The organism is Geobacillus sp. CCR (genome assembly GCF_052906625.1).
This window is the reverse complement of the sequence record NZ_JBREBQ010000009.1, coordinates 49020-75856: the sequence shown is the minus strand read 5'-3', so window position 1 is coordinate 75856 and position 26837 is coordinate 49020. Positions and strand designations below refer to the sequence as shown.

The following is a 26837-nucleotide window of genomic DNA, read 5'->3' as shown; positions in this document are numbered from 1 at the left end:
AAGAAAATAGAGCAAATGTTTCAATGAAACAACCCGCTTAGGGCGGCTTTCTCTTTCAGCACGCGCATCCATGGGCTTAACGGGCCTTTCAACACAAGCCCGGCCAAAAGGGCGGAAACGGCAAACAAGAGAAGCCGCTTGACATCATGCTCAACATTTTCCCATACGATCCCGCCGACTGCCTCGCGCATGACATCAATGGCGTAGGTAAACGGCAGCCAAGGGTTTAATTGCTGAAAGAACGGAGGAATCAGCTCAATCGGATACGTGCCTCCCGCTCCGGCAATTTGCAAGACGAGCAACACAATCGCCATCGCTTTTCCCACATTGCCGAACAAGGAAACAAGCGAAAAAACCACCGCCATAAAGACAAAGCTGCACAAAAGGCCGAACGTCATGAACCATCCCGGCTCACGGACGAAAATATTCGGCAAGATGAAAGCCGCTCCAGCCGTCACGACCATCGCCTGCAAAGCATTCAGCGTCCAAAAGGTCAACAACCGTCCGGCATATCTTTCCCGCTCATTCGCTTCCGAAAACGAAGAAGGATCGGTCGACAAGACGGAAACAAGCAACAAACATCCTACCCATATGGCCAGCACCGTGTAAAATGGATTCATGCCTGAACCATAGTTCGGCAGCGGGAAAAGGCGGAACGTTTTGACGTCAATCGGGTGGGCCAAAAAGGCGCCTTTCGCCTGTGGATCTTGTTTCAACAAGCGAATCAGTTCGTCGATGTTGGTTTCTCTTTTGATTTTCGATAGGAAGGCGGCCAGCTCGCGGACCTGGCGGGAGAGAAATGGATATTGAGCCTGTGCGGTCTTTAGCGCTTGTTGCGCGGCCGCTAAATCACGATCTGTGTTTGACAACCATTGCTCTGCCTCATTTAACGCTTGATCCATGCGAAGAAGCGTTTGTTTCGCTTGTCGCACCTGTTCCCCTGTTTGATTCCATTTTGCCCGCAGCATAGGCAGCAGCCGTTGGCGATATGCTTGATCAAGTTGCTGCGCCTGTGCGTCCAATAAGGCCATTTGTTCACGCAGGTGAGTGATCTTCCCTTCGACGCCTGTTGGATGTTGTTTCACTAGCGCCGCTGTTTCTTGAATAGACGCTAGCGTCTGCTCGATACGGCTGATGGTGCGTTGCACAGGTTGAAGCGAAGAGGAATCAATCGTCCCCTCCCATGTTCTCAACGTTCGGCGCAATTGCTGAACCAATGGGCTCGCGTCTGTTGCCGCCTGTTGGATGAGAGCCGCCCAACGCGCTTGCTTTTCCGGTGTATCGAGGGACTGTGGCGTCTGCTCTGCAAAGGAATAGAGCGCATGAACCGCCATTTCCACCGGCTTTTCCCATAAGTGCGATGAATCATTGACTTGCATGAACAACTTCTCAACGCGGCCTGTCCATTCTAAACCGCGCCGCACCGTTGTTTTGGCAGCCGGCAGAAGCTCGCGGCCTGTACGAACTAGTGATCTTGCCTCTCCCACATCGCGATCTAGGGCTTTCAATTGTCGTTGAATCGTTGGCAATTCGTTTTCCAAACGAAACACGAACGCTTCAACGCGGCGAATGGTGGGAAGCTGCTGTTCGAGCGTCACTCCCGCTTGGTGGAACAAGGAAAACAATGCGGTATTGACCACCCTCACAAACTCATCGCTGACTCGCGCTGACAATGTACTTGCTCCGCGCTCCGTGATTTTGGGAGCGATGGCGTTCCGTTTGTCGTTTTCATAATAGTAAATAACCGCCCTTTTCGGACGTTTCTGCACTACAGTGGCTAATTTAGCCGAGAAATCAGCCGGAATGACGATCGTCGCAAAGTAGTCTCCCCTCCGAACGCCTTCCATTCCTTTTTTCCGCGTGACAAATCGCCATCCCAACTGGTGGTTGTTTTTTAAGGTCTTGACGATCTCATCGCCGGCGCGAAACCGGTGACCGGTCAACTCCGCCCCTCGGTCTTCGTTCACGACGCCGACCGGTAAATCCTCTGTATGGGCATAAGGGTCAATCGAAGCCTCTACATTGATCCAAGCGTAAAGCGATGGAAGAACGATCAGACCGAGAGCCAATATGGATGCGGCCCAGTTGGTCGTGAGATGTTTCAAATCGCTCATATAAATGCGCCATGCCTGTTTCACTTTGATCCGCTTCCTTTCAAGTCGATCATGCTGTTGTTAGTATGAGCGGATCACGGAAAACTAAACCAACTTGGCCAGTCCTGTTGTTCATTTGCGGAAAAAAAGCCAAAGCGCCAAAAACAAACAGGCTATAGCAACGAGGCGCGTCATGTCAAACGGAATGCGCTGTCCCCCGAATAACCCGAAGTGATCAATGATCGAGCTCATGACGAGCTGGCCGGCGATCACCGCCGCCAATGAATTGGCAACGCCGACTTTCGGAACGATCAGCACCATGACAAACACATAAAAAGCGCCGAGAATGCCGCCCGTCAGCTGCCATTTCGGCACAGAAAACATGGCCAGCAATTCTCCTTTTCCGAAAAACAACTGCACTAAAAATAAGACGATCGTTCCGATTAAAAATGACACGAACGCCCCTTCCAACACACCAACCCGCTTGCCGAGGCCGCCGTTCACTCCTGCCTGTACGGAGGCAGCCATTCCGGCCGTTAGAGCGAGCAGCATCCATACCCACTTCATCGGCTCCCCCTCCTTTTGCCTTTATACGCCTGCGGATCAGGCGGTGAGCTTTCCTTTCAGCGCACAGCCCTACGCCCTGCCGGCGCTCTTTTGTTTCTGCCGCCTCGGTATTGCGTCCATGCAAACGAAAACCATTTGATCAAACTCATCACTAATACACTGACACCGGCCAGTAAGGAAACGAGGTTGACGATCGACGCCATCGTGCTCGCCACGACGGTTGGCGGCGGCTGGCTTGCGGCGCAGATCGCACTCGACACCCTTGTTTTCTGGTTTGACCTCCCGCCTGCTATTGTAACCATCCATTTTCTCATAGCATTTTTCTTGGCTGGCGCTGCTGCTGATCGAACTGTACGTCTATTTGCATTTGCCGTCCATTGCAGGGGCAAAGCAGAAAGCGCCGTTGTCCATTGGACGGTAACGAATGGTGTTTGGCGCGATCAGCCGAGCCAAGCGCGCAGCCATCCGCCGACGAACGAAACAAGGACGACCGCCCATGCTGGCCACTTCCACACAACAAGAAGAAGAAAAGCCCCAAGGGAAAACGCCAAATCGGCCGGTCCCTTCACCGCTTTCGTCCAGATCGGGTCATACAGCGCCGCAAGCAAAATCCCGACCACAGCGGCGTTAATGCCGGCAAGCGCCGCTTGGAAGCGTGGATGACGGCGAAGCCAGTGCCAAAACGGAAACGCGCCAAGAACGAGCAAAAAGGATGGAAGAAAAATGGCTGTGGTAGCCACTAGCGCTCCCTTCCAGCCCAACGCCGCCATTCCAATATACGCGGCAAACGTAAACAGCGGCCCAGGGACGGCTTGGGCGGCGCTGTAGCCGGCTAAAAACTGATTGGCGGTGACCCACCCTTGCGGCACCACTTCCGCCTCCAAGAGCGGCAACACCACATGACCGCCGCCAAACACGAGCGCCCCAGCGCGGTAAAAGCTGTCAAACAGCGCCAAAAGCGGTGAATGGATCCAAGTGCGAATGAGCGGCAGCGCAACAAGCAACACGGCAAACAATGAAAGCAACGTCAAACCGGTGGAACGACGAATGGAAGGCGGGATGCCTGCCGCAGACGAAGAAGGTGCGACGTTTTTTCGCAATCCAACAGCGCCAATGCCCCCCGCTGCGGCGATGACGGCTACTTGGCTCCACGCGCCCGGCGCAAGAAGCACGGCGGCCGCCGCTATGATGGCGACCGTTGCCTCGAGGCGGCTAGAGGCGAATTTGCGCGCCATCTCCCATACGGCTTGTGCCACGACCGCCACGGCCACCAACAGCAAGCCGTGCATCCAGCCGGCGTCACCCCAAGAATGGTGTTGCAGCCAAACAGCAACCAGGCTGAGGGCGACCGCTGACGGCAGCGTAAAACCAAGCCAAGCTGCCAACGCCCCCCAAACGCCGGCGCGCATAAATCCGATGCCGATGCCGACTTGGCTGCTCGCTGGACCAGGGAGGAATTGGCATAAAGCGACCAAATCGGCATACGTTTTCTCGTCAATCCATTTTTTTCGTTTGACGTACTCTTCGTAAAAATAGCCGAGATGAGCGACCGGACCACCAAATGACGTTAAACCGAGGAGAAGCGCTGTTTTTCCGACTTCCCAAACCGATCGCCGCCGGCTTGTTGCTTGTTGATCCGTCAAGGTCAACGAGATTCACTTCCTTTCGTTCATTCGTTTGTCGTGCTACAATCATATTATCATCAATGCGAGGAGAGGACGTTATGAACATTCGGATCATACGGCAAATGGCTTGATCGCCGCCGTGTATATCGCGGTGACGGCGCTCATTCAGCCGTTTGGCTTTACGAATATTCAGTTTCGCGTGTCAGAAATATTGAATCACTTGGTCGTGTTCCGCAAAACATACGCCATCGGCATTGTGCTTGGCGTCTTTTTCGCCAACTGGTTTTTCTCGCCGATCGTCGCGTATGACCTCGTATTTGGCGTCGGCCAGTCGGTGTTGGCGCTGCTCATCACGATCGTCTCTATGCGGTATGTCCGAAACGTTTGGGCGCGCATGACCGTCAATACGCTGTCATTTACTGTGACTATGGCCATTATCGCCTTCGAATTGAAACTGGCGCTCGGCTTTCCGTTTTGGCTCACATGGCTGACGACGGCCATCAGCGAGTTGGTCGTCATGGCCATCGGCGCGCCGATCATGTATGCCGTCGGCCGCCGGATCGCTCCAGAAGCCTTCCGGGCCGCTGACGGCCGCAACGACTGACCAAGTGTTCCTACGGCATCGAGCGCACCGCCCATTCGATGATCAATGAACAGACGGCGGCAAGCATCGACGCCGCCGTCATCGTTGTTAGCATAGACCGCAGCTTGGGATGAATACGGGGGCGGAAGTGAAGGATGGTGAGGCTGACAGCAACCCCTCCGCCCCATACGACAAGACCCACGGGCGTCATAAGCACGTCCCAGTCGCTAATCCAGAGATAAATCACAGCCGCATGGCAGGCCAGCAGCGCGTAGATGCTCGTTTTCACCGCTCTCCCTCCACCCGATACGAAGGCTGGGCCTTCGAAACAGCCGAAACCGGCCGTTTCGCCATTCTCACAGACTCAAAACTATGCCAGCAAATCCCCGCCACAATGACCGCCAAACCGACAAACGCCCATCCGTTCGGAAGTGGAGCGGATAAGAATAGCACTTCGCCGATAACAGCAAAAATCACTTCTCCGGATTGCGTCGCTTCAACAGCAGCCAGCTTCCGCTCATTTCCTTTCGCCCGGTCAGTGGCGATGAAAAAAAGCGTCGTCGCGATAACGCCCGAGCTGATAGCGACAATGAGCGACTGCGCCGTTTGCCCAGCCGAAGGAACCCCGGCTGTCGCCCATCCAATCAGCGCCACGACAAACCAAAACGGCAAGCTGGCGATCGTCATCCCGAATACGCGTTGAAACGCGTCAAGCCGTCCGGCACAATGCTCGATCATTTTTCGGTTGCCCAGCGGGTAAGCAAAGGCGGCGATGAGCACAGGAAAGATCCCCAACGCGATTTCTTTCCACGTGAGATGGCCTGCTTGCTGGAACTGAACGAGCGCGACGCCGAGCAAAATAAAAAATGAAATGAAGAGCGCCTGTTTTTCAATCGGGCGGCGCACGGACACAGTTTCGTTTTGCGTTTCAATTTGTTCTGTAAACAGCGGGCTAAGCAGGACGCCGGCGACGATCGTGCACTGCCATGTGCCGGCTACAAGCCATCCTGGGCCGTACGCAGCGGCGTACGTGAGCGGCGCGTAAAACAGACCGAAACCGACCGTCCCCCAGACGATCCATGTCCATGGATGGCTCTTCATGTCGCGCCAAACCGGACTGAGATTGCGGCGGGCAAGAAGAATGACAAACAACAGCGGAACCGTAAAGAAAAAACGAAGTGACGAGCTCCACGTCCAACTTCCGCCAGCTAGCTCCATAGACCGGTTCAATATGAACGTAACGGCAAAAAAGAACGAGGCGGCAAGGCCGAGGGCTATTTCCCGCATGGTCGGTCTCTCCCCTCCTGTGATTAGATTCATCATGTGGCAGAGCAGTTTTATTTTATCGCATTATTGAAAATTTTTCTATTTGTTTTCTTTGATTATTTAGAACATAGTTTTTTTATGATAAGAAGTACACAATAAGAATTGATCAACCCGAAACAGTGCTTCCAGGCGGCAATCCTATCATTACCGCATCCATTCTTCTGTCCGTCACCTCCGTTTTCTTTAAATTCTTACTTGTCAAATAGGTATTTATGTATTATTCTTAATTTATATATTATTCTTATTTATCAGGAGGTTTTTTTCATGCCTAAGCTTACCTTTTCCTCTGATGTCAAATGGTCTGGCGAAGGAGTACGCTCGGTGGCTGACATTAACGGCAAACAAGTCATCATTGACGAACCCCCAGCCTTGGGAGGCACCGATCAGGGGCCGAATCCCGTAGAGTTGGTCCTAGCCGCACTAGGCGGTTGCATCAATGTACTGATTTCTCTGTTTGCCAGCCATCACGGGGTCGAACTGAAAGGAGTTCAAGTACACGTAGAAGGAGATTTAGATCCCGATGGCTTTATGGAGAAAGCGGACGTTCGGCCTGGATTCTTAGAAATTCGTTACCATATTGATATCGACTCTCCTTCCGATCCAAAAAACGTCCAAGCTTTGATTGAACACGTTGAACGTGTCTGCCCGGTAAAAGACACCCTAAGGGGCGTCCCCACAGTGTCTATAGCGAATCAAAAAACGTCATAATGCGAAAACGGAAAAGGCTGTCTGGAAAAAGTCGTGCGATGACCTTTTCAGACAGCCTCTCTATTGCTCCATCCATATACCGCTCCATCTACGGATCCTTGAGAAGATGCATACTTCAGGGCTCATGCAAAGAGCATTCCCATTGAAAGCCCGATGATAAGGTGCCTCTGCTTGTCAGTCTGCATGGTGTATTATTGTTTTATTAACTCAATGGGCACAATTTTTCCATTTTCCACCGCAGCCACGACGATTTCCGATTCAAATCCGCCATCGTCGCCGATGCTTGGGACGTTATACACTTTCTTTTCGTCTGGAATGTTTTTCAAGCCGTCGTTCATATGTTCGCGGATCGCTTGCGGGTCATCGACGGTGCCTGCGGCTTTCATCGCCTCGACGAAAGCGTAAAGCGCCAAATAGTTGTAAGCGGCTTCCGATCCCGGATCTTCATTGAACTTTGCCCGATAGTTTTTCACAAACTCTGGAACCGCGGGTTGATCCGACTCGACAAGCGGCATGACGCCGATCGAACCTTCAAGCATGTCATAAGAGCCCGTCACCCGTTTCATCTCATCGAGTTTCGCCTGATCCATAATGATAAAGCCGCCTTTAAAACCAAGTTCGCGCGCTTGTTTCGCCACTTTTGCCGTCGGTTCCGACGGTCCACCGATAAACAAGACATCCGGCTTTTCTTTCAATGCATTCGTCACGATCGTAAAGAAGTCGGTGTCTTTCGTAAAATCAATCGATGATTTGTAGACAACTTTTCCGCCTTGTTTTTCCCAATACGGCAACAGTTTTTCTGTCCAGTCTTTCCCGTATTGCGTCGCCGTCGGCAAGGCGGCCAGTTTCCTGCCGAAATGCTTCATGGCATAATCGGTAAACGTCGGGATGTAGCCGTCATAGCGCGGCGGAATGCGCACGGTCAGCTTATTGCCCGTTTGTGTAATTTTCGGCTCACTCGTATACGCCGCGATGATGAAATTGTCCGTTTGGTTGAACACTTGCAGCGCCATGACGCCACCGCTGTGCGGCGTGAAAATGATCGGCGTATGATGCTCTTGCACAAGGCGTTTGGCGTTCGCTGCCGTTTCGTTTGGCAAATATTTGTCATCTAATGGGACGAGGTTAATTTTGTATTTCTTTCCTTTCACCTCAAAGCCGCCGCTGTTGTTGATTTCCTCGGCCGCCATTTTCAAGCCGTTTAACGTCCGTTGGCCATAATAGGCGGCCGGGCCGCTCAGCGGGCCGCTGTAGCCGATGTTGACCGTGCCCGTTTCACCGCTGCCTCCTCCGCTATTGTTTCCGCCGTTGGCGTTATTGCTGCTTGGCGAATTGTTGCACGCCGCAAGCATCAACATCATGATGGCCGCGATCATAGCGGCGATTGACCATTTTCTTTTTTTCATTCTACTCCCCCCTATTGATGATCTATTATTTTGAATATTTAGATAATATTTAGCACACCCGTTATTCACCCCCTTTCAGTGCCATCTCCTCTCCTTACTTTCGCTGATGGACAAGGATGAGGCCTATCATGCACCAATGTACGCTTTGCGGACATCGTCGTTGGCGAGCAGCTCCTCCGCCGTCCCTGAGGCAACGATCGTTCCATTTTCAAACACATAGCCTTGATGGGCGATCGACAGCGCCGCATGAGCGTTTTGTTCCGCCAACAAAATCGTTGTTCCTCCCTCATTGATTTGCTTAATCGTCGCAAACATTTGCTCGACAATCAACGGGGCGAGTCCGATTGACGGCTCATCAAGCAAGAGCACCGCAGGACGTGACATTAAGGCGCGTCCGATGGCGAGCATTTGCTGCTGGCCGCCGCTTAACGACCCGGCTGGCGCGTTTTGCTTGTCGCGCAAAATCGGAAACAGTTCGTATACATGTTCAATCGAGCGGCGGATGCCTTCTTTGTCCTTCCGATGGACGTAAGCGCCCATCAGCAAATTTTCGTATACACTCATGCGCGGAAACAGTTTGCGCCCTTCCGCGCATTGCACGACGCCGCGCCCGACGATGCGGTCAGGAGGCAGCGAATCAATGCGCTCGCCATCGAGGCGGATTTCCCCTTGCACTGGTTTGTGCAGCCCGCTGATCGTGCGAAACAATGTGCTTTTCCCGGCCCCGTTGGCGCCAAGCAAAACGGCGATCTCCCCTCGCTTGACGGAAAACGTCACATCGCGAATGGCCGTAAAACTCCCGTAGCGGACGGATACGTTCGCAACTTCAAGCAATGGCGCTCCCTCCTAAATACGCTTGAATGACCGCCTCGTTGTTTCGCACTTCCTCGGGCGTTCCTTCTGCAATTTTCTCTCCATAGTTCAACACCATAATGCGGTCGGCAATTTTCATGATCATCGACATTTTGTGCTCAATCAGGCAAACAGTCAGGCCGCCTTCTATCATTTTGACGATCAACTCCTCAAGCCCTTCCGTTTCATCCGGGTTGATGCCGGCTGCCGGTTCATCAAGCAGCACGAGCTCCGGATCGGTCGCCAAGGCAAGCGCGAACGCCGCCCGCTTTTTCTGCTCCTGCGACAAGTTGGCCACCATCCGATCCGCCACATGGGTTAGACCGACAAAGTCGAGCACTTCCATCGCTTTTTCTTTGCATGCCTGTTCCTCGCGGCGGTGCCGTTTCGTGCGCAAAATGGCATCAAATAAGTTGGATGACGTGCGGAGACGATGGCCGATGATGACGTTGTCGATCACCGTCGCCTGTTCAAACAAGTGAGTCGTTTGAAACGTGCGGGCGATGCCGAGCTTCGCCCGTTCGTTTGCCGGCAGGCGGGTAATATCGCGCCCTTTGAACGTAATCGTCCCTGACGTCGGCCGGTACAAGCCGCTGATTAAATTGAAAAACGTCGATTTGCCGGCTCCGTTTGGGCCGATGATGGCGTTGATCTTCCCTTGCTCGACGGAAAAGGTGACATCGTTGACCGCCAGAAGCCCGCCAAACCGCTTCGTCAACCGTTCAACGTGCAAAAGCATCGTTATCCCTCCTCTGCGTGCCGCTCGCCTCGTCCTTGGCTCGAGACGGCCAGTTCCGCAGCAACTCGGTTCGCTTCTGGATCGAGACGGCGCGCTTCTTCACGCTTTGCTTTCAAACGGATGACCCCCCCGGCAATGCCGTGTGGGTAAAAGATGATGAGCAACGTCAGCACCGGACCGAAAATCAACATCCGGTAATCTTGCAAAAACTGCAATTGTTGGGACAGAAACGTAATCAGCAACGTCCCGACGACCGGACCGGCGAGCGTGCCAATCCCACCGACAAGCAAATACGTTAAAAAGTCGAACATGACGCTGACGTACGCAATGTCCGGGCCAAGAAAGCGGATGAACGATGCGTACAGCGCTCCGGCAAGCGATGTAAAAAAGACCGAGAGAACAAACGAGGCGAGTTTGTTTTTCATCGTCGAGATGCCAAGCGTCAACGCGAGCTCCTCACTGTTGCGAATGGCGATGTACGTCCGTCCGGTCAACGAATAGACAAGGCGGTACATGGTGAAGATGACCGCAACCAAGAAGCATAACACCAAATAATATTGGGCGACGGGCGTTTGAAACGAGAGCGGACCGATGTCAGCCGGCGCCGGGATGCCGATAAACCCGCGCACTCCGCCGGTTAAACTGTCCCATTTGTCAATGATCAAATAGATAATATAGCCCACACAAAGCGTATAAATGGCGAAAAAGTGCTCTTTCGTCCGCAGCGCAACAAGCCCGATGACGGCCCCAAGCAACGTGGTGAACAAACAAGCAAGCACGAAAGCCAACCAAAACGGCACGCCGGCTTTCACCGTCAAAATGCCAAGCGCATACGCGCCAATCGCAAAAAACCCGGCGTGGGCAAGCGACAAATAACCAGTATAGCCAGCAAATAAATTCAGCCCGTAAACAGCGATCATCCAAATGAAAGAGATCGTCATCATGTGCAAGTAATAGCTGTTGGTGACAAGCAACGGAAAGGCAAGCGCCAGCGCCGCAAGAACGGCGATCCATAAGCGCCGGTTGGCGAATACAGCCATCAATGTCCCTCCTTGGCAAACAGTCCGTTCGGTTTGACCGTTAAAATGATGACGAGGATGGCAAAAGCGATAATGTCTTTGTAGTCGTTCGACACATACGTTGCTCCCAAGCTTTCGCTGAATCCCAAAATATAGCCGCCGACAATGGCGCCTGGAATGCTTCCCATGCCGCCGAGAATGATGATGACAAACGCTTTCAAGATGACAAGATGGCCCATGCCGGGAAACACGAGGTTGATCGGCGAAGCGAGCGACGCGGCGAGCGCTGCCAAACTGCCGGAAAGGAAAAACGTCAGCATGGCGACTTTATTGGTGTTAATGCCGACCAAATTCGCCCCTTCGCGGTTTTGCGCCATCGCGATGATGGAAGCCCCGATGAACGTCTTTTTCAAGAAGAGGTAAAGCAAGATCATGATGATGACAGCGGATGCGATGATGAGGATGCGTTGAACCGTCAAGGTCAAGCCGAAAATGCTGACAACGTCGCCGTATGGGGTTGGCATCGTCTGGTAGTCCGCCCCCCAGACGAACTGGGCGAATGCCTCCAAAAACAACAAAATGCCAATCGCCGCAATTTTGTCATGGAGCGGCGGTGCGTCGCGAAGCGGATAAAACACAAGCCGTTCCATCAATACACCGAGCATCCCGACCGCGGCCATCGACACGACAACGGCCAACCCGTACGGCAGCCCGGCTTTCGTCATCGCAGTGAGCGTGACATAACCCCCCATCATATATAACGCGCCGTGGGCAAAGTTTGGAATGTGCAAAATGCCATAAACAAGCGTCAAACCTAACGCGACAAGGCTGTAAACGCTTCCAACTGTCAGCCCGTTTAACAGCTGCTGGATGAATAGCTCCATCCCGATCCCCCCCTTTTTGTTTGCCGTTTGGCCAGACCATCAAAGCAGCGCGGCCGATCTTTCATTCGGTCTGGCCGCCCGAATTGCCTGGCTCCGCCTCATTTCGACCGCTTTCTCCAGCTCTTGGCGCCTTTATGCCGTGCAAAATGAAATCAACGAAAATGTCCGTCAGTTCTTCTTCAGAGATGCCTCCGTCAGGCCGGAACCAATAATAGCTCCAGTTGGTGATGCCAAGCAGGCCAAACGTAATCATTTCTGCATGAAGCGACGGCTTGAATTCCCCGCGGGCGATCCCTTCTCGAACCAGCTGTTCATACCGCTTGCGAAACAACCGCCGCTTGGCGCGGATTTCCGTCAAATGGTCATCCGCCAAATGCCGCATTTCACGGAAGAAAATGCGGGCGCTTTTCTTCCGTGTGCGGATATTGCAGATGACCATATGGACGATGGCCCGCAATTTCTCCGTGCAGCTTTTCTCGGGATCTTGGACAATGCAGGCTTGCTGCCGAAGCAAATCATCTAGATAGGAAACGCAAATATCACATAGCAACTCCTCTTTGCTTTTGTAATAGTAGTAAAAGGCCCCCTTCGTTGCCCCGATCGCTTCGACGATTTCCTGCACCGACGTTTCTTTGAATCCTTTGCGTTCAAACAACTCAATGGCGACTTCCCTTAATCTTTCTTTCATCCTCCACGGTCTCCAATGCGTCATTCTCTCTCAATAATCGTCGCGATGCCTTGGCCGCCGCCGATGCACGCCGTAATGAGCGCGTATTTCCCTCCGCAGCGCTTCAGTTCATACACCGCTTTTGTGATCAAAATCGCTCCCGTCGCGCCGAGCGGATGGCCATGGGCGATGGCGCCGCCGTTTATGTTCACTTTTTCGGGATCCATCTCAAGCTCACGGTCGCAGGCGATCACTTGCGCGGCAAACGCTTCATTGATTTCAATGATGTCCATCTCATCAAGCGTCAGCCCCGCCTTTTCAAGCACTTTTCTTGTCGCCGGCACCGGGCCAATGCCCATGATGTTCGGATCCACTCCGGCGACCGCATGGGCGCGGATGACGGCAAGCGGCTTTAAGCCAAGCTCCTCTGCTTTTTCCCGCGACATGATGACGAGCGCGGCAGCGGCGTCATTGAGCCCTGAACTATTCCCCGCCGTCACCGTGCCGCCTTCCAAAAACGCCGGCGGCAGTTTTGCGAGCGCTTCCATGGTTGTGTTTGGCCGCGGATGTTCGTCCGTATCGAAGATGAACGGCTCCCCTTTTTTCACCGGCACGGCAATGGGCACGATTTGCTCGTCAAACCGCCCTTCCTGCATGGCGCGCGCCATGCGCTGCTGGCTGCGCAAGGCGAATGCGTCTTGTTCTTCACGGCTGATGCCGTACTTTTTGGCCAAGTTTTCCGCCGTGATGCCCATCGGCGGGTCGCCGATTTCTTTCGGCGATAGCTGCGATTTGCGGAAGCTTGGCGGCGTCGAGCTGTACGGTTTTTCCGGGCGGTCCATCAAATACGGCGCGCGGCTCATGCTTTCCACGCCGCCGGCAATATACACATCTCCGTCGCCGGCCCAAATGGCTTGCGCCGCTAAATTGACGGCGTTAATGCCCGAACCGCACTGCCGGTCCACCGTCACTCCCGTCAGCTCGAGCGACAATCCGGTTTGCAGCGCGGTCAGCCGGGCGATATTGCCGCCGCCGCTTAGGACGTTGCCCATAATGACATCATCGACATGCTCCGGACCAATATTCGCCCGCCGCATCGCTTCTTTGATCACTTCCGCGCCGTAAATATGCGCCGGCATCGTCGCCAAAGCACCGCCTTGGCGGGCGATGGCCGTTCGTACAGCAGACACAATGACGGCATCCCGTCTCATCCTGACTCCTCCTCATCCCCTTTGTAGTACGAAACCCGGCAACTGGGCGTTCTCGATGTTACCGGGCTCGCTGCCTTGCTTCATTCATACAGAGAAAACACGGCTTCGCCCTTAATGACTTCTTTTCCATGCTGGTTGACGGCGGCGACGGCAAAGCGGATCGCTTTCTCGTCTTTTTCCTTCACCGTTGCTTTTAAGGTGATGACATCGTTCAAAAACACCATCGACTGGAAGCGGACGAAATAGTCTTGGACAAATCCTTCTTCGTAGTACGGCGTAAACAGCTTTGCGAGGTTGCCCATCGTCCACATGCCGTGGGCGATAATGCCCGGCAGGCCGGCTTTTTTCGCCTCTTCATCGATCGTATGAATCGGGTTGTAGTCGCCTGATGCGCCGGCGTATTTGATTAAATCGAGCCGGGACACCGGTGCGAGCGTTACTTCGGGAAGCGACTCTCCGACTTGCCATTTGCGGATGCTCGTCATACGCTCATCGCCTTTCTAACCGCCTCGTTGATCATGATCGTCGAGGTGGAAGTGAAAATGAGATTTCCGTCAGCGTCCTCGCCGTTGTTGGCGATGACCAAAAAGCCGAGCAGGCCCATGCTGCTTTGTTTTTCGTAATAATCTTTCACTTCCGCATAGCAATACAGCTCTTCACCGACAAACAACGGGCGCTCATAATGGAAGTGCTGTTCGCCATGGATGAGCCCTTTGGACGGCAATTTCAGCCCTTCAATGACGCCGTAGTCAAACACGCGCGGAAACGTCGGCGGCACAATGTTGCGCCCGTAGCGCGACCGTTTCCCCGTCTCTTCGTCCCAATAAATCGGGTTCGGATCGCCGATCGCCTCCGCAAACTTTTTCACCGCTCCGCGCTCAACGACATTTTTCACTTTCGCTGACCGTTTCCCGATGTCATGTTGGTACATGCCCCGTCCTCCTCGTTTTCAGCATTTCGGACCGCCGGCGACATACAGCACTTGGCCGTTGACAAACGACGACCGCTCATCGGCGAAAAAGGCGACCGCATGAGCGATGTCTTCCGGACGGCCGCTGCGCCCGACCGGGATGTTGGCGACGCTCGCTTGGATGAGCTGCTCAAACGAAATGCCAAGCCGCTCGGCCGTCGCTTTCGTCATATCGGTTTCAATAAACCCAGGGGCGACGGCATTCGTCGTGATGCCGAATTTGCCAAGCTCAATCGCCAGCGTTTTCGTAAATCCTTGGATGCCGGCTTTCGCCGCCGAATAGTTCGCCTGGCCGCGGTTGCCGAGCGCGGATGTCGACGAAATGTTGATGATGCGCCCGTACCCTTTTTCGACCATATATTTTTGCGCGGCGCGGGCGCAGTAAAACGCGCCTTTTAAATGGACGTCCATCACCGTTTGCCAGTCGTCATCGGTCATTTTAAACAGCAAATTGTCGCGGATGACGCCGGCGTTGTTGACGAGAATATCGAGCGAACCGAACCGATCGACCACTTCTTGGATCGTCGCTTCTACTTGTTCGCGGTCGGTGACGCTCGCCACCTTGGCGTAAACGTCATACCCTTTTTCCCGCAGCTCCGCAGCCGTCGCTTCAAGGGCTTCTGCGTTTAAATCAATGAACGCCACTTTCGCTCCTTCTTCCGCGAAGCGGGTGACAATCGCCTTGCCAATGCCGCGGCTTCCTCCGGTCACAAACGCCACTCTTCCTGCAAACCGTTGGCTCATCGTGTTCTCCTCCCTTTCGATAACGCTTTCATTTTTTTAGATGAACTGTCCAAGCTTGACGTGCCCTTTGATCAAATTGCGGGCGATAATGAGGCGCTGAATTTCATCCGTGCCGTCGTAAATGCGCCACAATCTCGCTTCACGATACCAGCGCTCGATCGGCATTTCTTTCGTGTAGCCCATGCCGCCGTGGATTTGCATGACGCGGTCGACGACGCGGTTGCCCATGTTCGCGCCAAACAGTTTCGCCATCGAGGCTAAATGGCGGTTGTCCTCCCCTTGGTCAAGCGTAAAGGCCGCGTTTAACACAAGCCATTTCGCCGCTTCGATTTCTACCGCCGAATCGGCAATCATCCATTGGATCGCCTGCCGCTCGGCGATCGGTTTGCCGAATGTGACACGCTCCTTCGCATAGTCAATGGCCATTTGCAAAAGCCGCTCGGCCGCTCCGACCGCACGGGCGCCTACGACCCAGCGGGCGTAGCCGATCCACTCAAGCCCAAGCTTATAGCCGTGATGCAGCTCGCCTAAAATGTTTTCTTCCGGCACGCGCACGTTTTCGAAAATTAAGCTGGCTGGAGTGGAAGGTCCCATCGTATGTATCGGTTCCGAACGCCAGCCCATCTCGCGGTCGACGATAAAACACGTCACCCCTTCACGCCCGTTCGAAGCTTGGTGACGCTCTTTGTCGGTGATGGCGATCACCATGACAAAATCGGCGTCGTTGCCGCCGGTAATGAATGTCTTCTCCCCGTTTAACACCCACTCGTCGCCGTCTTTCACCGCCGTCATTTTAATGTTGCGCGTATCTGATCCTGCTCCCGGCTCGGTCATGGCAAAGCACGATTTTTTCTCGCCGTTGATCGTCGGGATCAAATATTTTTTCTTTTGCTCTTCATTCGCGTAATACAAAATGTTGTCCGCCGATCCGCCAAACTGGAACGGAACAAGCGTTTTCGACACTTCCATCAACACAATCGCCTGCATGACATGGCCCAAATTCGCGCCGCCGTATTCCTCCGGCGTGTTGATCCCCCAAAACCCCGCTTCCTTCGCTTTGAGCTGCAGCTCTTTTAATTTTTCGGGCGGGAGCCCAGGCTTCCCTTCGCGCTCATTGCGCAATACTTCATTTTCGAGCGGCATCAATTCTTTTTCGACAAACTTGCGGATCGCTTTTTGCACCATGCGCTGCTCGTCCGTTAAGCGCAAATACATGATGGTCCCCTCCCTTTTCCGTTACGCCTTTATGCTCGACTCCACTCATCAAAATACCAACCGGTTGGTATGTTATCTTTATTATATTCGAATGTTCTGAAAAGTACAATACCTTTTTTGATTTTCGTCCAACGGGAAAACGCCATATGCGTTCTCCCGTTGGCATGGAATCTATCGATCTATTCCGCCTGTATTTGCTTGCGCACGCTAGCGACCGTTTTCCCGATTCCGCCATAAATGACAAGGTCAAACATCCCGTCCATTCTTGTCGCTGTTTTGTTGATCAATACTTTCCTTGTTGCCGGCGATTCGGCGGCGACATAAAACGGGATTTGATTCACGGGCGCCACTTCCAAACTTGTTCCCATCGCCAGAAGCAAGTCGCTGGCGGCCGCCGCAGCAAACGCTTCTTCCATGCGCGGCACGAGCCCGCCAAACAAAACGACATCCGGTTTGACAATCGTCTGGCACTTTTCACAGCGCGGCACCTCGTGACGGTTGATAAACGACAGATCATACTTGTTGCCGCATGACGGGCATGTCGCCGTCTGCAGCGTGCCGTGCAGCTCAATGACATTCGTGCTTCCTGCTTTCGTATGCAGCCCGTCAATATTTTGCGTCAAAATCGTCACCGTCTTGCCCATCTCCTCAAGCCAGCGGAGAAACCGATGCCCGTCATTCGGGGCAAAGCCGCCCATCATTTTTAATGAAAACATCCGCTTGAATCGACGCCAAAAATCAACCGGATCTTTTTTGTAATAATACTCTGACAAATAATATTCGACATTGTCCTCTTGGGCGTAAAGGCCGTTTTCGCTGCGAAAATCAGGAATGCCGGATTCCGTGCTCATCCCCGCCCCGGTCAGGACGGCGATCGTATTCGCCTCTTTGATCCATTGCGCCAGTTGCCGGATTTGGTCCATCCTCGTTCTCTCCTTTCCTACGAACCTCTTGGTTTTACCAGTCTCGCCTTCGGTTCTTTTCGAGGCCATAACGTATAGCTGAAACTCCAGACAAAATCAATCACCAAAACCAATGTCCAACGGGCTGGCATAGTTTTCTCACAAATGGAATCGCCTGCAAGAAAAACCCCTCTTCCGAACGAAGAGAGGCTACCGTAAATTGAACCCTTTCCCTTCCACAAACTCCTTCATGTACATCCGGACTTGGCGGCTGAGCGTATCGGCCATCTGCCCGGTCCATGTGTCGCGGCGGCGGCCGTTTGTCCGTTGTTCATAATAGGCGGAAACGGTTTCATTGTAGCGCTGCAACTGCGCGATGAATCGCGCCCGGTCTTGGTCGTATTCGTCCTCGTGATAAACGTGTTCAAACGGCAACCGCGGCTTTGGATCCGGCGTTTGTGCAGGATAGCCGACGGCAAGCCCAAACAGCGGAATGACCCGCTTCGGCACATTTAGCAGCGCACATACTTCCGGCAAGTTGTTGCGAAGCCCGCCGATATAGCAAATGCCAAGCCCCATCGACTCCGCGGCAATGGCGGCATTTTGCGCCGCAAGCGCCGTGTCAATCAGCGCGACCATAAACTTTTCCGTACTCTCAAGCGATGGAAGCACGTCTTTTCCTTCTAGCTCGCCAATGAGCTCATGGCGGTGAAAATCAGCGCAAAAGACAAAGAAATGGCCGTTATGCTCGACATAGGATTGATTTCCCGCCAGCTCGGCGAGCTTCCGTTTTTTCTCCGGATCTTTCACCCCGATGATCGAGTACGCTTGAACATAGCTTGAAGTCGATGCCGCCTGGGCGCATTCGACGATCGTGCGGATTTGTTCATCCGTGAGCGGCCGGTCTTCAAACCGGCGGATCGAACGGTGCTGGAGAATCGTTTCGATGACTTGGTTCATGACTATGTCCTCCTTGAACAGCCCAACGGCTTCTTTTTGTGAACATGATAACAAAAAAGAAAGAGCCATACAACGAATCGGCTCTTTCCCTTCCATTATCGCCCAAACCGCCCTTCCTGGTAATCGCGAATCGCCTCGCGGATTTGTTCCGGCGTGTTCATGACGAACGGCCCGTAGGCGACGACCGGTTCGTTCACCGGCTCGCCGGCATAAAGAAGAAGGCGGAGTTTTTCGCGGGCGGTCACGTTTAGCTCCGTTTCCTCGCCGCGGTTGTGGCGGCTGAAAAACAGCGCTTGCCCGGCTTTTCCTTCGATGTTGTCGGCACCGAACACGCCACTCCCCTCAAGAATGTACAAAAACCCATTGTAATGCCCCGGCAAATCTTGCACGACCGTTGTTCCCGGTTCGACAATCATTTCCACCATCGTGACGGGAACGATGTTTTTCGTCGGCGCTTTGACGCCTTTCGATGACCCGGAAAAGACCCGGATCGTCGCTCCCTCTTCCTTGCGCACGGGCATGTCTTTGGAGCGCAAGTTTTGGTAGCGCGGCTCGGTCATTTTGTACGCGCTCGGCAAGTTGACCCAAAGTTGCAAGCTGTGCACCGTCGAACCGGGCGCCGGATCTTCCTTATGGACGACGCCGCGGCCGGCCGTCATCCATTGCACATCCCCGGGGCCGAGCGTGCTGTGGCCGGCTTTGCTGTCGAAATGTTCAAGCTCGCCGCTGATCACATACGTGACCGTCTCAATGCCGCGGTGCGGATGGACGTCAAACGTTCCTCGCTCAAAAATGTCTTCCATCAGCAACAAAAACGGATCATACTCTTGCCAGTTCCCGGGCTCAAGCACCGAACCGCTCTGATGAATGGGGCTGTTGGTCGTCATTTGCACGGTTTTCACGCGACGAATGCGGCGTTGAATCGCCATAACCTCTCCTCCCTTATGTTGCGCAATCCCGGCCGTTGCCGGAAGGAGTGCAGCTCAATCGGCAAACCGCTCCCCCCTTCATCGTACCGGATTCAACGAAAAACAGGCAAGCCATCCGCCTGAAAAATGGCGGCCATACCGCTCGCAAAAAACAAAAAACCTGCCGGCACTCGGCAGGTGGACGTTGGAAGAGGGATTCCAATCCCACCATAAAACGATTGATATTTCAAGGATGAATGGACATGCTCGTTCATCACGTGCAAAATTTGTGCAAAATAATCTCCAGTGTGTCAATCCATGCAAAAAAGCGGGACGATCCGCCTTCTTTTCGTTGCTCAATTCTGCCTTTTTCACAAAATATCCGAAGGAAGTCTCCCGCCTCAAGGAGCGTGAAGGGCAAAAATGTACGCAAAAAGTATGCTAAAAGTGAACAAAAGGCCAACATAAATGGCCTTTCACGAAAGAAAAGTATGAATCAGATCCAAGCAATCCGAAACAACTTCATTGGGCGCCCGTCCTACTATTTGAAGCTGTCGGGCGCGCCAATCTAAACTTTTGACCTGATCGGTTAAAATCACGCCTTCAACGGCCAAGCCTGATGGCAATTCCACTTCAAATGGATATCCTTTTTGTTGCCGGGTGATCGGGCAAAGCACCGCAAACCCTGTCAATTGATTGAACCGCTTTGGTGATAGAACGATGCCGGGCCTTTTTCCTGCCTGCTCATGCCCTGCTTGCGGATTGAAATTGACGTAAACAAGATCCCCGCGATCCGGCGCTTGCATCAGAACAATTCATTCCCTTCTGTTCCAAAATCAATTTCAGCATGGCGATTTTCCGGCGTGATTTTAGCCAAAAGTTCCTCCAATGTCGGCTTTTTCTTTTTCGGGATCAACTTGATCGCTTGGTTCTCAACGATCATCTCCACTTCTGATCCTTGATGAAGCGCTAAACGTTCAGCAATCACGCTTGGGATACGAACCGCAAGGCTGTTTCCCCATTTTTGAACGGTTATTGTCATGATTGACACTCCTTTCTGTTTGTTTAATTCCATTATACCTCTCTCCTTTCATTTCGTATATACATAGTATATACATAAATTCAAAAAAAGATGCCATCGAGACGGTGTTTTCGATTCGAAACGAACGATTACGATTGATGATAAGACGCTGAACATGTTAAAGGATTTGAAGAAAAGTCAAAAGGATTCCCAAAAAATGAAAAACGACTGCCAACGCAGTCGTATCAAGGGTTTCATGATTTACAATTTGACAGGATCGGATATTAGAAATGGAGGAAGAGGGATTCGAACCCCCGCGGGCTGTGACACCCCTAGCGGTTTTCGAAACCGCCCCCTTCAGCCAGACTTGGGTATTCCTCCGTATGAAAATGGAGCCTATCGGATTCGAACCGATGACCTCCTGCGTGCGGGGCAGGCGCTCTCCCAGCTGAGCTAAGGCCCCAAATTAATGATCGGGAAGACAGGATTTGAACCTGCGACCTCACGGACCCGAACCGTGTGCTCTACCAAGCTGAGCTACTTCCCGACATAAGCTGGTTTACCTTGCGACAATTTATATTCTATATGAACCTCAAAGGAAAGTCAATAGTTTTTTTATCTTTTTTTCGCCATAACGGATGAAAATTTATCTTTTTTCTGAAACGACCTGCATAGCTGCCGCTCCTTTTTTCCTATACTAAAAACACAGCAACCGTTTGACACTCCACACGCCTAAAGGGCGTGGGATTCTTGGGTCGTTTGCGTCCTCATCCATTTCTGGTTCAGACAACGCCCAAGTTCAGGGGTGTGTCATCACCCCGTCCCATCGGGTTAGGATGTACCCCCATGGGCGGCGCACCTGTGACCAGTGCGCTAGGTTAGGCGACAAAGCCCGAAATCGCTTTGGCGATGTTGATGGCGCCATTCAAGTCGGCGTGGAGGGTGTATCCACACCTTTGGCATCGGAAGTGGATGCCGTTTCGGTTCGCTTTCTCTCGATAACCACATTTACACGTTTGGCTCGTGTAGGTTGGATCCACCCACTCCACCCGAATGCCCGCCATTTCCGCTTTATAGGCGATCATCGTTTGCAGTTGATGAAACGCCCATGAATGAAGGCTTCGCCCCGCTTCTTTGGCCAATTTGGCCCGTTTCCGAATCCCCGTCAACGCTTCCATCCGAATCACGCCAACACCGTTGGCGAGCGCAACATTCACGATTTGACGGCTGATTTTGTGATTTTGGTCCTTCATCCAGCGGGATTCTTTACGGCCGATTTTGCGAATCATATGAAGCTTCTTCTCTTTGCCCAACGTTCGCCGCAAAGCCGCATAGCGTCGGCGCACAAAAGCGCATTGGTTCCCTTTGAAAAACAACGATTTCGTTCCCACGCTGGCCACGGCGAGATAGCGAAGCCCAAGGTCAACCCCCATCACCTTTGTTTCGTGCCGCGGCTTGACTTCAAAGGTGATCGCGATCGCCAAATACCATTTCGTTCGCTTTTTGTAGAGTTTGGCGGCCCCTTGTTTGACGGTTCCATCGAGCAGCCGCTTCAGCCACGCTTCTTGGTAGGGGCGCGCAACCACTGGCACGCCAATTCGCTTCTCCAGTGTGGGGAAGGAAACCGTGTAGAACGCTCCTTTCTTTTCCACCTTCACGTTTTGATTGTTAAAGCAGCACCAGAATGTTCGAAACTTCTTTGCCTTTTGGCTTTTCTTTTGAGACTTCACTTCTCGAATCGTCTGATTCACGACGGCGGAAGGAAACCGCTGCGACGAAAACTCTTTAAATAATTTGCTCGTCGCTTGATTCAGCTTGGGATGATTCAACAGCCAATTGGCAAACGAGGTATTCACTTCTGTCATCCGTTCGTACATGTCCTGTTTGACTTTCGTTGGGTTGTGCAGCTCCAGCTTTAGTGTGATGGTCGGCATGGATTCACCTCCTTGCAACAATGACAGGATGCCATTTCCATATGAAGAAAACGACTCACTTTCATCCCACGCCTAAAGAGCGTGGGCTTTCTCGTTCGCGAATCTGTAAAGGAAAGGGGGCGCTTTGTGAAACTCATTCCGCCGGCGCGGCGCAAACGGGCGCATTTGTCGCAATTGACAACCACCCATTTCCATTTGCGTCATCCGCTTGTCGTCGCCTTTTTTTCCTTTTCGTTTCCGGGTTTCGGCAATTTGATGCAGCAACGCTACGCCACGGCCTTTATGTTAATCCTCTGGGAGCTGTTTATCAACACAAAAGCCCATATCAATACAGGTATATTATACTCGCTGCTTGGCGATTTTGAAAAGGCAAAAGCCGTTCTTGACGAACGATGGCTCATGTTTTATGTGGCCATCTACATGTACAGCATTTGGGACAGCTACCGCGGCTCAGTCGACATGAACAAGCTGTATTTGCTCGCCGACCGCGAAGATGCGCCGATCTCTTCCATCCGAATGGGAATATGGGATATTAATTATTTGGACAAGCGCGAGCCTTGGCTGGCGCTGGTCTGGTCGGTGCTCGCCCCGGGCCTTGGCCATTTGTATGTCCATAAAGTGATCACCGGCCTGTTTATCTTCACCTTTACCATTTTGGTATCGTATTTCGCCCACTTGCCCGAAGCGATTACGTACACGCTGACGGGCCGATTCGATTGTGCAACGAAGATCATCGATATGCAGTGGGCGCTTTATCTGCCATCGATTTATTCGTTCATCTTTTACGATGCTTACGTATCAGCGGTCGAATACAACAAGTTGTTTGAAAAAGAACTAGCCCACTATTTGCGGCGCCGCTTTCAGCCGAAACGGTTCGCATGGCCGATTTGATGGGAGGCGTTTCATGATTGTCATTGCCACTTTCGAGAGCCACCTATTCGTTGAACTGGCGATTTCAGCGCTTCAAGAAAAAGGGATTGCTGAACATCAGATTTTTGCAGTCCCGCTCAACCGCTCTGCCGAACCGCCGCGCCTGCTTGATACGCTCCATCACGCCAACGGGTTCAGCTTCCTTGACTTGGCGGCGATTTTAGGAACGTGCTTGATGCTGCTAGGGGCGATTTACGGCTATGTGTTGGCATGGGGTCCGATCATTTGGGGGATTATCGGGGCGGTTTCAGGCATCGGAATCGGCATTTTGCTCAAATGGTGGGTAAACCGAAAATCCACGCACCGTCAAAGCCGCACAGGCGCTGATATCGTGCTTCTCATCCGTTGCGATGAACAGCAATGGCCGGCCGTGGAGCAGTTGCTGCGGGGCCATCACGCGCTTGGACTCGCCGGCGTTCACGACAAGCAGCCGAATAGATAGGCATTTCATCCCCTTTCACTGAAAAACCCGAGGGAACACCCCCTCGGGTTTTCGCCGCTCTGCCGTTTTCAATAGACATCTCGCCGCATAAAGACAAAAAAAGCGACAAGAAGCCCTGCAAGCCCCCAGACAGCCAGCACGGCCATCGAAAAGCCAAGCGTCATCCCCTCAATCGGCGGAGCCGCTCCTTTTATGTAATCCGTCAGCCGCAAATTGACCATAAACAAATATTTTGCCGAATGCCACGACGACACCATGTTCGACAAAATCGCGCCAGAAATCAATGCTGCCAGCATGATGCCCATCACCGCCGCCGTGCTCCTAAGCAGCACGGAAAACATAAACGTCAGTGTGCCGACGACAACGCTCACAAACGCTGCCAGCCCGAGCTCGATCAAAATGTATTTCCATTGCGGAATCATGTGGACATTCGCTGTATTGAGATCCTCTCCTTGCTGGACAAATCCGGTCAATAGCGGCAGACGGAAGCCGCCATATCCAAACACGAGCCCGGAGATGGCATACGACAGCACCGCCGCCATCAGCATAATGAGCGACACCGACAGGAGCAACGCGATATATTTGCTCAACAAAATTTTCCACCGCTTCACCGGCCGAACGAGAAGCAGCTTGATCGTTCCAGCGCTTGCCTCGGACGACACTAAATCGGCCGCAACCACCATCACTAAAAGCGGCAAAAACAAGTCGATGGCGTTTTCGATAAACGTGCGCATAAACGTCGGCGCTCCAGGGGCGGACGGATTAATGTTGTGCTCTAAGTAGTACTGCTGCTGCTTGAGGCGGATTTGCAAGTATTTCCGCCATTCCTCAGACATGCTCGGCGACTGCAAGCGGTTTTGCAAATCGACGATTTGCTGCTGCAGCTGCGTCCGCCAGTCGGTCGTGCCAAGCCGTTTTCTCAACTCTTCCGTCTCGCGGTATTGGGCGTATGTAAACAAGGCGACGAGCACCGCAATGATGGCGGCGATCACCCATAGCCGCTTTTTGCGGACGATTTTCAACATTTCATTATACACGAGCTTACTCAATCGTTTCGCCCCCTGTCAGCTCGATAAACAAGTCCTCGAGCGTCGGCAGCCGCGGTTCAATTTCCGAAACCGAGACGCCGGCTTGGACAAGCTTGGCGTTCCAAGCGGCTAGTCTCGACGGCTCATATGGCGTGACGATCGTCTCTTCATCGGCGCGCAACACCTCGGTTTCCGCCGCTAACAGCGCCCGCGCCCGATCCGTTGGAGCGGCTTTCCAGACGACGCGCGCCTGTTGGTTTAACAGCCGCTCAACCGTGTCCACGGCCAAGAGCCGTCCTTTCGCCATAATGGCGACGCGGTCGCACATTAATTGAATTTCACTTAACAAATGCGATGAAACAAGGACGCTCAACCCTTCCGTTTCCGCCAAAAAGCGGATGAAGGCGCGCATTTCGCGAATGCCGGCCGGGTCAAGGCCGTTGGTCGGCTCGTCCAAAATGAGCACCTTCGGCTTTCCAAGCAGCGCCTGAGCGATGCCGAGCCGCTGCCGCATGCCGAGCGAATACGTGCCCACTCGGTCATGGATGCGCTGTTCAAGGCCGACGAGCTTCGCCACTTCCATGATCCGATCTGCACCAATTCCCGGCATCATGCGGGCGAAATGTTCAAGGTTTTCCCAGCCTGTTAAATACGGATACATTTCTGGGTTTTCGACGATGCAGCCGATCTGGCGGATCGCGTCGGTAAACTGGCGGTGAAGATCATACCCGCAAATCGCCACCGTCCCCGACGTCGGCCGAATGAGCCCGACGAGCATGCGGATCGTCGTCGTTTTTCCCGCGCCGTTCGGCCCTAAAAAACCGAATACTTCCCCCTCATGCAACTCAAACGAAATGCCTTTAATAATTTCCTTGCCGCGAATCGTTTTCCGCAGCTCTTTGACCGCTAACGTCACCTGTTTGGTCATTGCTCACCCTCCTCCGTCAACGTGATGAGCGAGGCGACGCGCTCTCCAATCCGCTTGTAGCCTGCCGCGTTTGGATGAAAATGGTCGCTGTACAAATAGTCGTTGACATGGAGGGCAAACAAATCAAACGTCGGCACCGCGACGATGTTCGGATAGCGGGCCGCCACTTCCGCTGATGCAAAATTCCAATCGCGCACAACCGCCGACGTCCGTTTGGCATCGTCTAAATCGCCAAACGGGTTGTACAAACCGATCGCAAAAATGACCGCTTCGCTGTTGAAGCGGCGCAGCGCGGCGAAAATGCGGTCTAGGTTGGCTACATATCGCCGTTTCGCCTCATTCAGCTGCTTTCGATCCAGTTTCAACGCTTCCCCGCCTTGAAACAAGTCGTTGCCGCCGATGGTCATCACAATAAGATCCGCCATGGCGACTTGCCGCTGAATCTCAGGCTGGCCAAGCTGGCGAAGCAGTCCGTCAGAGCGAAGGCCGCGGATGGCCAAGTTCGTCACACGGATCGGTTTGTCCGTTTGCCGGCGAAGCTCATCGACCATATAGCCGACATACCCTTTTCCGCTTTCATCGCCCGTTCCTCTCGTCAACGAATCGCCAAGAGCAACAATATCCATTTTCTCGTCATGTTGCCTTGTTTCAGCCGTCGGCGGCCGTTGTTCTTTCGTCGGCGGCTTGGCGGCCGAAAAAAACTGGTCTTGCACCGCCAATGCCAGGCCGCCAAGCCAAAGCACTCCGGACAGGGCGGCAACGGCTATGAGAAGCGCAACTGTGCTCCGTCGCATGCAACCACCTCATTTCTTCATCGTTGTCATCTCTCGCGATCCGTCTTGGCATTGTTCGCCATCATTGGTTTGATCCGACAACCGCCGTTTTATTCGCCAATGTTTCAGATCCCAATACTTCTTCAGCTTCGACGCCGCTTCCTTTCCAACCAACAGCGCCCCGATCCAAAACATGATTTCCGCCGCCACAATGGCAACCGCAACGATCGACGCTTTGGCCGCAGTCGAAAACGGTAAAAATGGCGCGATGGGCGGAATGACCCAAACGACGAACGATGCGATGATGAACCCGACGCCAATGTGATGCATGACGGACCGCCTCTGTTTCACTCTTCCGTTCCCCCTTGCTCATGGACGCTCTTTCCAACAGGAATCAGGATC

Annotated in this window: 30 protein-coding genes, 3 tRNA genes and 1 pseudogene; 4 read left to right on the top strand and 30 right to left on the bottom strand. The window is 53.1% G+C overall.

The window, feature by feature from the left end:
* Positions 1 to 20: 20 nt before the first annotated feature.
* The 4 genes from ACVBDQ_RS06760 to chrA all read right to left on the bottom strand — a co-directional run bounded on the left by ACVBDQ_RS06760 (position 21) and on the right by chrA (position 4309).
* Entirely contained in the window at positions 21 to 2138 is a 2118-nt protein-coding gene (locus tag ACVBDQ_RS06760) for a YhgE/Pip family protein (protein ID WP_446663117.1), read from the bottom strand.
* A gap of 87 nt (positions 2139 to 2225) precedes the next feature.
* Positions 2226 to 2660, bottom strand: a complete 435-nt coding sequence (locus tag ACVBDQ_RS06755; protein WP_025039060.1) for a DMT family transporter — start codon at positions 2658 to 2660, stop codon at positions 2226 to 2228.
* A gap of 56 nt (positions 2661 to 2716) precedes the next feature.
* Entirely contained in the window at positions 2717 to 2920 is a 204-nt protein-coding gene (locus tag ACVBDQ_RS06750) for an acyl-CoA carboxylase (RefSeq protein WP_128082653.1), read from the bottom strand.
* A gap of 180 nt (positions 2921 to 3100) precedes the next feature.
* On the bottom strand, positions 3101 to 4309 hold the full coding sequence (chrA, locus tag ACVBDQ_RS06745; RefSeq protein ID WP_025039059.1) for a chromate efflux transporter: 1209 nt from the start codon (positions 4307 to 4309) through the stop codon (positions 3101 to 3103).
* A 74-nt stretch (positions 4310 to 4383) separates the two neighbouring features.
* On the opposite strand from chrA, the pseudogene ACVBDQ_RS06740 reads away from it, so the two are divergent.
* A pseudogene (locus ACVBDQ_RS06740) lies at positions 4384 to 4889 on the top strand (QueT transporter family protein).
* A gap of 10 nt (positions 4890 to 4899) precedes the next feature.
* On the opposite strand, the gene ACVBDQ_RS06735 reads toward ACVBDQ_RS06740, so the two are convergent.
* Positions 4900 to 5157, bottom strand: a complete 258-nt coding sequence (locus ACVBDQ_RS06735; RefSeq protein WP_013145362.1) for a hypothetical protein — start codon at positions 5155 to 5157, stop codon at positions 4900 to 4902.
* Positions 5154 to 6155 (bottom strand): DMT family transporter, encoded by a 1002-nt coding sequence (locus tag ACVBDQ_RS06730; RefSeq protein ID WP_100659659.1) that lies wholly within the window; start codon positions 6153 to 6155, stop codon positions 5154 to 5156. Before ACVBDQ_RS06730 ends, ACVBDQ_RS06735 begins: the two co-directional genes overlap by 4 nt.
* Positions 6156 to 6458: 303 nt before the next feature.
* Here ACVBDQ_RS06730 and ACVBDQ_RS06725 point away from each other — a divergent pair, with 303 nt between their 5' ends.
* Complete coding sequence (locus ACVBDQ_RS06725; protein ID WP_011231160.1) at positions 6459 to 6902, top strand: OsmC family protein; 444 nt, start codon at positions 6459 to 6461, stop codon at positions 6900 to 6902.
* 191 nt (positions 6903 to 7093) lie between these two features.
* Here the strand turns inward: ACVBDQ_RS06725 and ACVBDQ_RS06720 are convergent, their stop codons facing one another.
* The 20 genes from ACVBDQ_RS06720 to ACVBDQ_RS06625 all read right to left on the bottom strand — a co-directional run bounded on the left by ACVBDQ_RS06720 (position 7094) and on the right by ACVBDQ_RS06625 (position 22334).
* Complete coding sequence (locus ACVBDQ_RS06720; RefSeq protein ID WP_011231159.1) at positions 7094 to 8308, bottom strand: ABC transporter substrate-binding protein; 1215 nt, start codon at positions 8306 to 8308, stop codon at positions 7094 to 7096.
* Between the two features lie 126 nt (positions 8309 to 8434).
* A complete protein-coding gene (locus ACVBDQ_RS06715) occupies positions 8435 to 9142 on the bottom strand; it encodes an ABC transporter ATP-binding protein (protein ID WP_011231158.1) in 708 nt (235 codons plus the stop codon).
* Positions 9135 to 9899, bottom strand: coding sequence for an ABC transporter ATP-binding protein (locus ACVBDQ_RS06710; protein ID WP_011231157.1), 765 nt, complete (start codon positions 9897 to 9899; stop codon positions 9135 to 9137). Before ACVBDQ_RS06710 ends, ACVBDQ_RS06715 begins: the two co-directional genes overlap by 8 nt.
* 2 nt (positions 9900 to 9901) lie before the next feature.
* Positions 9902 to 10939, bottom strand: coding sequence for a branched-chain amino acid ABC transporter permease (locus tag ACVBDQ_RS06705; protein WP_011231156.1), 1038 nt, complete (start codon positions 10937 to 10939; stop codon positions 9902 to 9904).
* Positions 10939 to 11802 (bottom strand): branched-chain amino acid ABC transporter permease, encoded by an 864-nt coding sequence (locus tag ACVBDQ_RS06700; protein WP_020279658.1) that lies wholly within the window; start codon positions 11800 to 11802, stop codon positions 10939 to 10941. The genes ACVBDQ_RS06705 and ACVBDQ_RS06700 overlap by 1 nt, the downstream gene beginning before the upstream one ends.
* Before the next feature lie 61 nt (positions 11803 to 11863).
* Entirely contained in the window at positions 11864 to 12490 is a 627-nt protein-coding gene (locus ACVBDQ_RS06695; protein WP_021321368.1) for a TetR/AcrR family transcriptional regulator, read from the bottom strand.
* 20 nt (positions 12491 to 12510) lie between these two features.
* Positions 12511 to 13680 (bottom strand): thiolase family protein, encoded by a 1170-nt coding sequence (locus ACVBDQ_RS06690; protein WP_446663116.1) that lies wholly within the window; start codon positions 13678 to 13680, stop codon positions 12511 to 12513.
* Positions 13681 to 13760: 80 nt separating this feature from the next.
* A complete protein-coding gene (locus ACVBDQ_RS06685) occupies positions 13761 to 14165 on the bottom strand; it encodes a MaoC family dehydratase (protein ID WP_079936478.1) in 405 nt (134 codons plus the stop codon).
* A complete protein-coding gene (locus tag ACVBDQ_RS06680; RefSeq protein WP_446663115.1) occupies positions 14162 to 14611 on the bottom strand; it encodes a MaoC family dehydratase N-terminal domain-containing protein in 450 nt (149 codons plus the stop codon). Before ACVBDQ_RS06680 ends, ACVBDQ_RS06685 begins: the two co-directional genes overlap by 4 nt.
* 18 nt (positions 14612 to 14629) lie before the next feature.
* Positions 14630 to 15394: a beta-ketoacyl-ACP reductase gene (locus ACVBDQ_RS06675; protein WP_013523726.1), complete on the bottom strand. Its 765-nt coding sequence runs from the start codon at positions 15392 to 15394 to the stop codon at positions 14630 to 14632.
* A gap of 36 nt (positions 15395 to 15430) precedes the next feature.
* Positions 15431 to 16609, bottom strand: coding sequence for an acyl-CoA dehydrogenase family protein (locus tag ACVBDQ_RS06670; RefSeq protein WP_013523725.1), 1179 nt, complete (start codon positions 16607 to 16609; stop codon positions 15431 to 15433).
* Between the two features lie 179 nt (positions 16610 to 16788).
* Positions 16789 to 17532 carry an NAD-dependent protein deacylase gene (locus ACVBDQ_RS06665; RefSeq protein WP_011231148.1) on the bottom strand — a complete coding sequence of 248 codons (744 nt, stop codon included), beginning with the start codon at positions 17530 to 17532 and terminating at the stop codon, positions 16789 to 16791.
* A 189-nt stretch (positions 17533 to 17721) separates the two neighbouring features.
* Positions 17722 to 18471, bottom strand: coding sequence for an oxygen-insensitive NADPH nitroreductase (gene nfsA, locus ACVBDQ_RS06660; RefSeq protein WP_446663114.1), 750 nt, complete (start codon positions 18469 to 18471; stop codon positions 17722 to 17724).
* A gap of 95 nt (positions 18472 to 18566) precedes the next feature.
* On the bottom strand, positions 18567 to 19400 hold the full coding sequence (locus ACVBDQ_RS06655; protein ID WP_068895472.1) for a pirin family protein: 834 nt from the start codon (positions 19398 to 19400) through the stop codon (positions 18567 to 18569).
* Positions 19401 to 19855: 455 nt separating this feature from the next.
* Positions 19856 to 20185 carry a type II toxin-antitoxin system PemK/MazF family toxin gene (locus ACVBDQ_RS06650; protein ID WP_011231143.1) on the bottom strand — a complete coding sequence of 110 codons (330 nt, stop codon included), beginning with the start codon at positions 20183 to 20185 and terminating at the stop codon, positions 19856 to 19858.
* On the bottom strand, positions 20185 to 20454 hold the full coding sequence (locus ACVBDQ_RS06645; protein ID WP_011231142.1) for an AbrB/MazE/SpoVT family DNA-binding domain-containing protein: 270 nt from the start codon (positions 20452 to 20454) through the stop codon (positions 20185 to 20187). Before ACVBDQ_RS06645 ends, ACVBDQ_RS06650 begins: the two co-directional genes overlap by 1 nt.
* 237 nt (positions 20455 to 20691) lie before the next feature.
* Positions 20692 to 20781: transfer RNA gene (locus ACVBDQ_RS06640), tRNA-Ser, on the bottom strand.
* A gap of 9 nt (positions 20782 to 20790) precedes the next feature.
* Positions 20791 to 20863 (bottom strand) — tRNA-Ala (locus ACVBDQ_RS06635).
* A gap of 10 nt (positions 20864 to 20873) precedes the next feature.
* Positions 20874 to 20947: transfer RNA gene (locus ACVBDQ_RS06630), tRNA-Pro, on the bottom strand.
* A 331-nt stretch (positions 20948 to 21278) separates the two neighbouring features.
* Positions 21279 to 22334 (bottom strand): RNA-guided endonuclease TnpB family protein, encoded by a 1056-nt coding sequence (locus ACVBDQ_RS06625; protein ID WP_011231141.1) that lies wholly within the window; start codon positions 22332 to 22334, stop codon positions 21279 to 21281.
* 126 nt (positions 22335 to 22460) lie between these two features.
* Between ACVBDQ_RS06625 and ACVBDQ_RS06620 the strand changes: the two genes are divergently transcribed.
* Together ACVBDQ_RS06620 and ACVBDQ_RS06615 are read left to right on the top strand one after the other, a co-directional pair.
* On the top strand, positions 22461 to 23225 hold the full coding sequence (locus ACVBDQ_RS06620) for a hypothetical protein (protein WP_011231140.1): 765 nt from the start codon (positions 22461 to 22463) through the stop codon (positions 23223 to 23225).
* A 13-nt stretch (positions 23226 to 23238) separates the two neighbouring features.
* Positions 23239 to 23706 (top strand): hypothetical protein, encoded by a 468-nt coding sequence (locus ACVBDQ_RS06615; protein ID WP_021321939.1) that lies wholly within the window; start codon positions 23239 to 23241, stop codon positions 23704 to 23706.
* A 68-nt stretch (positions 23707 to 23774) separates the two neighbouring features.
* Here ACVBDQ_RS06615 and ACVBDQ_RS06610 read toward each other — a convergent pair whose 3' ends face one another.
* The 4 genes from ACVBDQ_RS06610 to ACVBDQ_RS06595 are packed head-to-tail and all read right to left on the bottom strand — an operon-like array spanning position 23775 to position 26765.
* Entirely contained in the window at positions 23775 to 24755 is a 981-nt protein-coding gene (locus ACVBDQ_RS06610) for an ABC transporter permease (RefSeq protein WP_011231139.1), read from the bottom strand.
* The gene (locus tag ACVBDQ_RS06605; RefSeq protein ID WP_011231138.1) at positions 24748 to 25662 is read right to left on the bottom strand and encodes an ABC transporter ATP-binding protein; all 915 of its coding nucleotides are present in this window, start codon (positions 25660 to 25662) and stop codon (positions 24748 to 24750) included. The genes ACVBDQ_RS06610 and ACVBDQ_RS06605 overlap by 8 nt, the downstream gene beginning before the upstream one ends.
* A complete protein-coding gene (locus tag ACVBDQ_RS06600) occupies positions 25659 to 26456 on the bottom strand; it encodes an SGNH/GDSL hydrolase family protein (RefSeq protein ID WP_013145381.1) in 798 nt (265 codons plus the stop codon). Before ACVBDQ_RS06600 ends, ACVBDQ_RS06605 begins: the two co-directional genes overlap by 4 nt.
* A gap of 9 nt (positions 26457 to 26465) precedes the next feature.
* Complete coding sequence (locus tag ACVBDQ_RS06595; protein ID WP_014195759.1) at positions 26466 to 26765, bottom strand: transporter suffix domain-containing protein; 300 nt, start codon at positions 26763 to 26765, stop codon at positions 26466 to 26468.
* Positions 26766 to 26837: the final 72 nt, after the last annotated feature.

Bases quoted from the DNA above. Each gene is read 5' to 3' on its own strand.
- ACVBDQ_RS06755 (WP_025039060.1), bottom strand. From the start codon at position 2,660: ATGAAGTGGGTATGGATGCTGCTCGCTCTAACGGCCGGAATGGCTGCC.
- ACVBDQ_RS06730 (WP_100659659.1), bottom strand. From the start codon at position 6,155: ATGCGGGAAATAGCCCTCGGCCTTGCCGCCTCGTTCTTTTTTGCCGTT.
- ACVBDQ_RS06725 (WP_011231160.1), top strand. From the start codon at position 6,459: ATGCCTAAGCTTACCTTTTCCTCTGATGTCAAATGGTCTGGCGAAGGA.
- ACVBDQ_RS06720 (WP_011231159.1), bottom strand. From the start codon at position 8,308: ATGAAAAAAAGAAAATGGTCAATCGCCGCTATGATCGCGGCCATCATG.
- ACVBDQ_RS06710 (WP_011231157.1), bottom strand. From the start codon at position 9,899: ATGCTTTTGCACGTTGAACGGTTGACGAAGCGGTTTGGCGGGCTTCTG.
- ACVBDQ_RS06705 (WP_011231156.1), bottom strand. From the start codon at position 10,939: ATGGCTGTATTCGCCAACCGGCGCTTATGGATCGCCGTTCTTGCGGCG.
- ACVBDQ_RS06700 (WP_020279658.1), bottom strand. From the start codon at position 11,802: ATGGAGCTATTCATCCAGCAGCTGTTAAACGGGCTGACAGTTGGAAGC.
- ACVBDQ_RS06695 (WP_021321368.1), bottom strand. From the start codon at position 12,490: ATGAAAGAAAGATTAAGGGAAGTCGCCATTGAGTTGTTTGAACGCAAA.
- ACVBDQ_RS06690 (WP_446663116.1), bottom strand. From the start codon at position 13,680: ATGAGACGGGATGCCGTCATTGTGTCTGCTGTACGAACGGCCATCGCC.
- ACVBDQ_RS06685 (WP_079936478.1), bottom strand. From the start codon at position 14,165: ATGACGAGCATCCGCAAATGGCAAGTCGGAGAGTCGCTTCCCGAAGTA.
- ACVBDQ_RS06680 (WP_446663115.1), bottom strand. From the start codon at position 14,611: ATGTACCAACATGACATCGGGAAACGGTCAGCGAAAGTGAAAAATGTC.
- ACVBDQ_RS06675 (WP_013523726.1), bottom strand. From the start codon at position 15,394: ATGAGCCAACGGTTTGCAGGAAGAGTGGCGTTTGTGACCGGAGGAAGC.
- ACVBDQ_RS06670 (WP_013523725.1), bottom strand. From the start codon at position 16,609: ATGTATTTGCGCTTAACGGACGAGCAGCGCATGGTGCAAAAAGCGATC.
- ACVBDQ_RS06665 (WP_011231148.1), bottom strand. From the start codon at position 17,532: ATGGACCAAATCCGGCAACTGGCGCAATGGATCAAAGAGGCGAATACG.
- nfsA (WP_446663114.1), bottom strand. From the start codon at position 18,471: ATGAACCAAGTCATCGAAACGATTCTCCAGCACCGTTCGATCCGCCGG.
- ACVBDQ_RS06655 (WP_068895472.1), bottom strand. From the start codon at position 19,400: ATGGCGATTCAACGCCGCATTCGTCGCGTGAAAACCGTGCAAATGACG.
- ACVBDQ_RS06650 (WP_011231143.1), bottom strand. From the start codon at position 20,185: ATGCAAGCGCCGGATCGCGGGGATCTTGTTTACGTCAATTTCAATCCG.
- ACVBDQ_RS06645 (WP_011231142.1), bottom strand. From the start codon at position 20,454: ATGGAATTAAACAAACAGAAAGGAGTGTCAATCATGACAATAACCGTT.
- ACVBDQ_RS06625 (WP_011231141.1), bottom strand. From the start codon at position 22,334: ATGCCGACCATCACACTAAAGCTGGAGCTGCACAACCCAACGAAAGTC.
- ACVBDQ_RS06615 (WP_021321939.1), top strand. From the start codon at position 23,239: ATGATTGTCATTGCCACTTTCGAGAGCCACCTATTCGTTGAACTGGCG.
- ACVBDQ_RS06605 (WP_011231138.1), bottom strand. From the start codon at position 25,662: ATGACCAAACAGGTGACGTTAGCGGTCAAAGAGCTGCGGAAAACGATT.
- ACVBDQ_RS06600 (WP_013145381.1), bottom strand. From the start codon at position 26,456: ATGCGACGGAGCACAGTTGCGCTTCTCATAGCCGTTGCCGCCCTGTCC.
- ACVBDQ_RS06595 (WP_014195759.1), bottom strand. From the start codon at position 26,765: ATGCATCACATTGGCGTCGGGTTCATCATCGCATCGTTCGTCGTTTGG.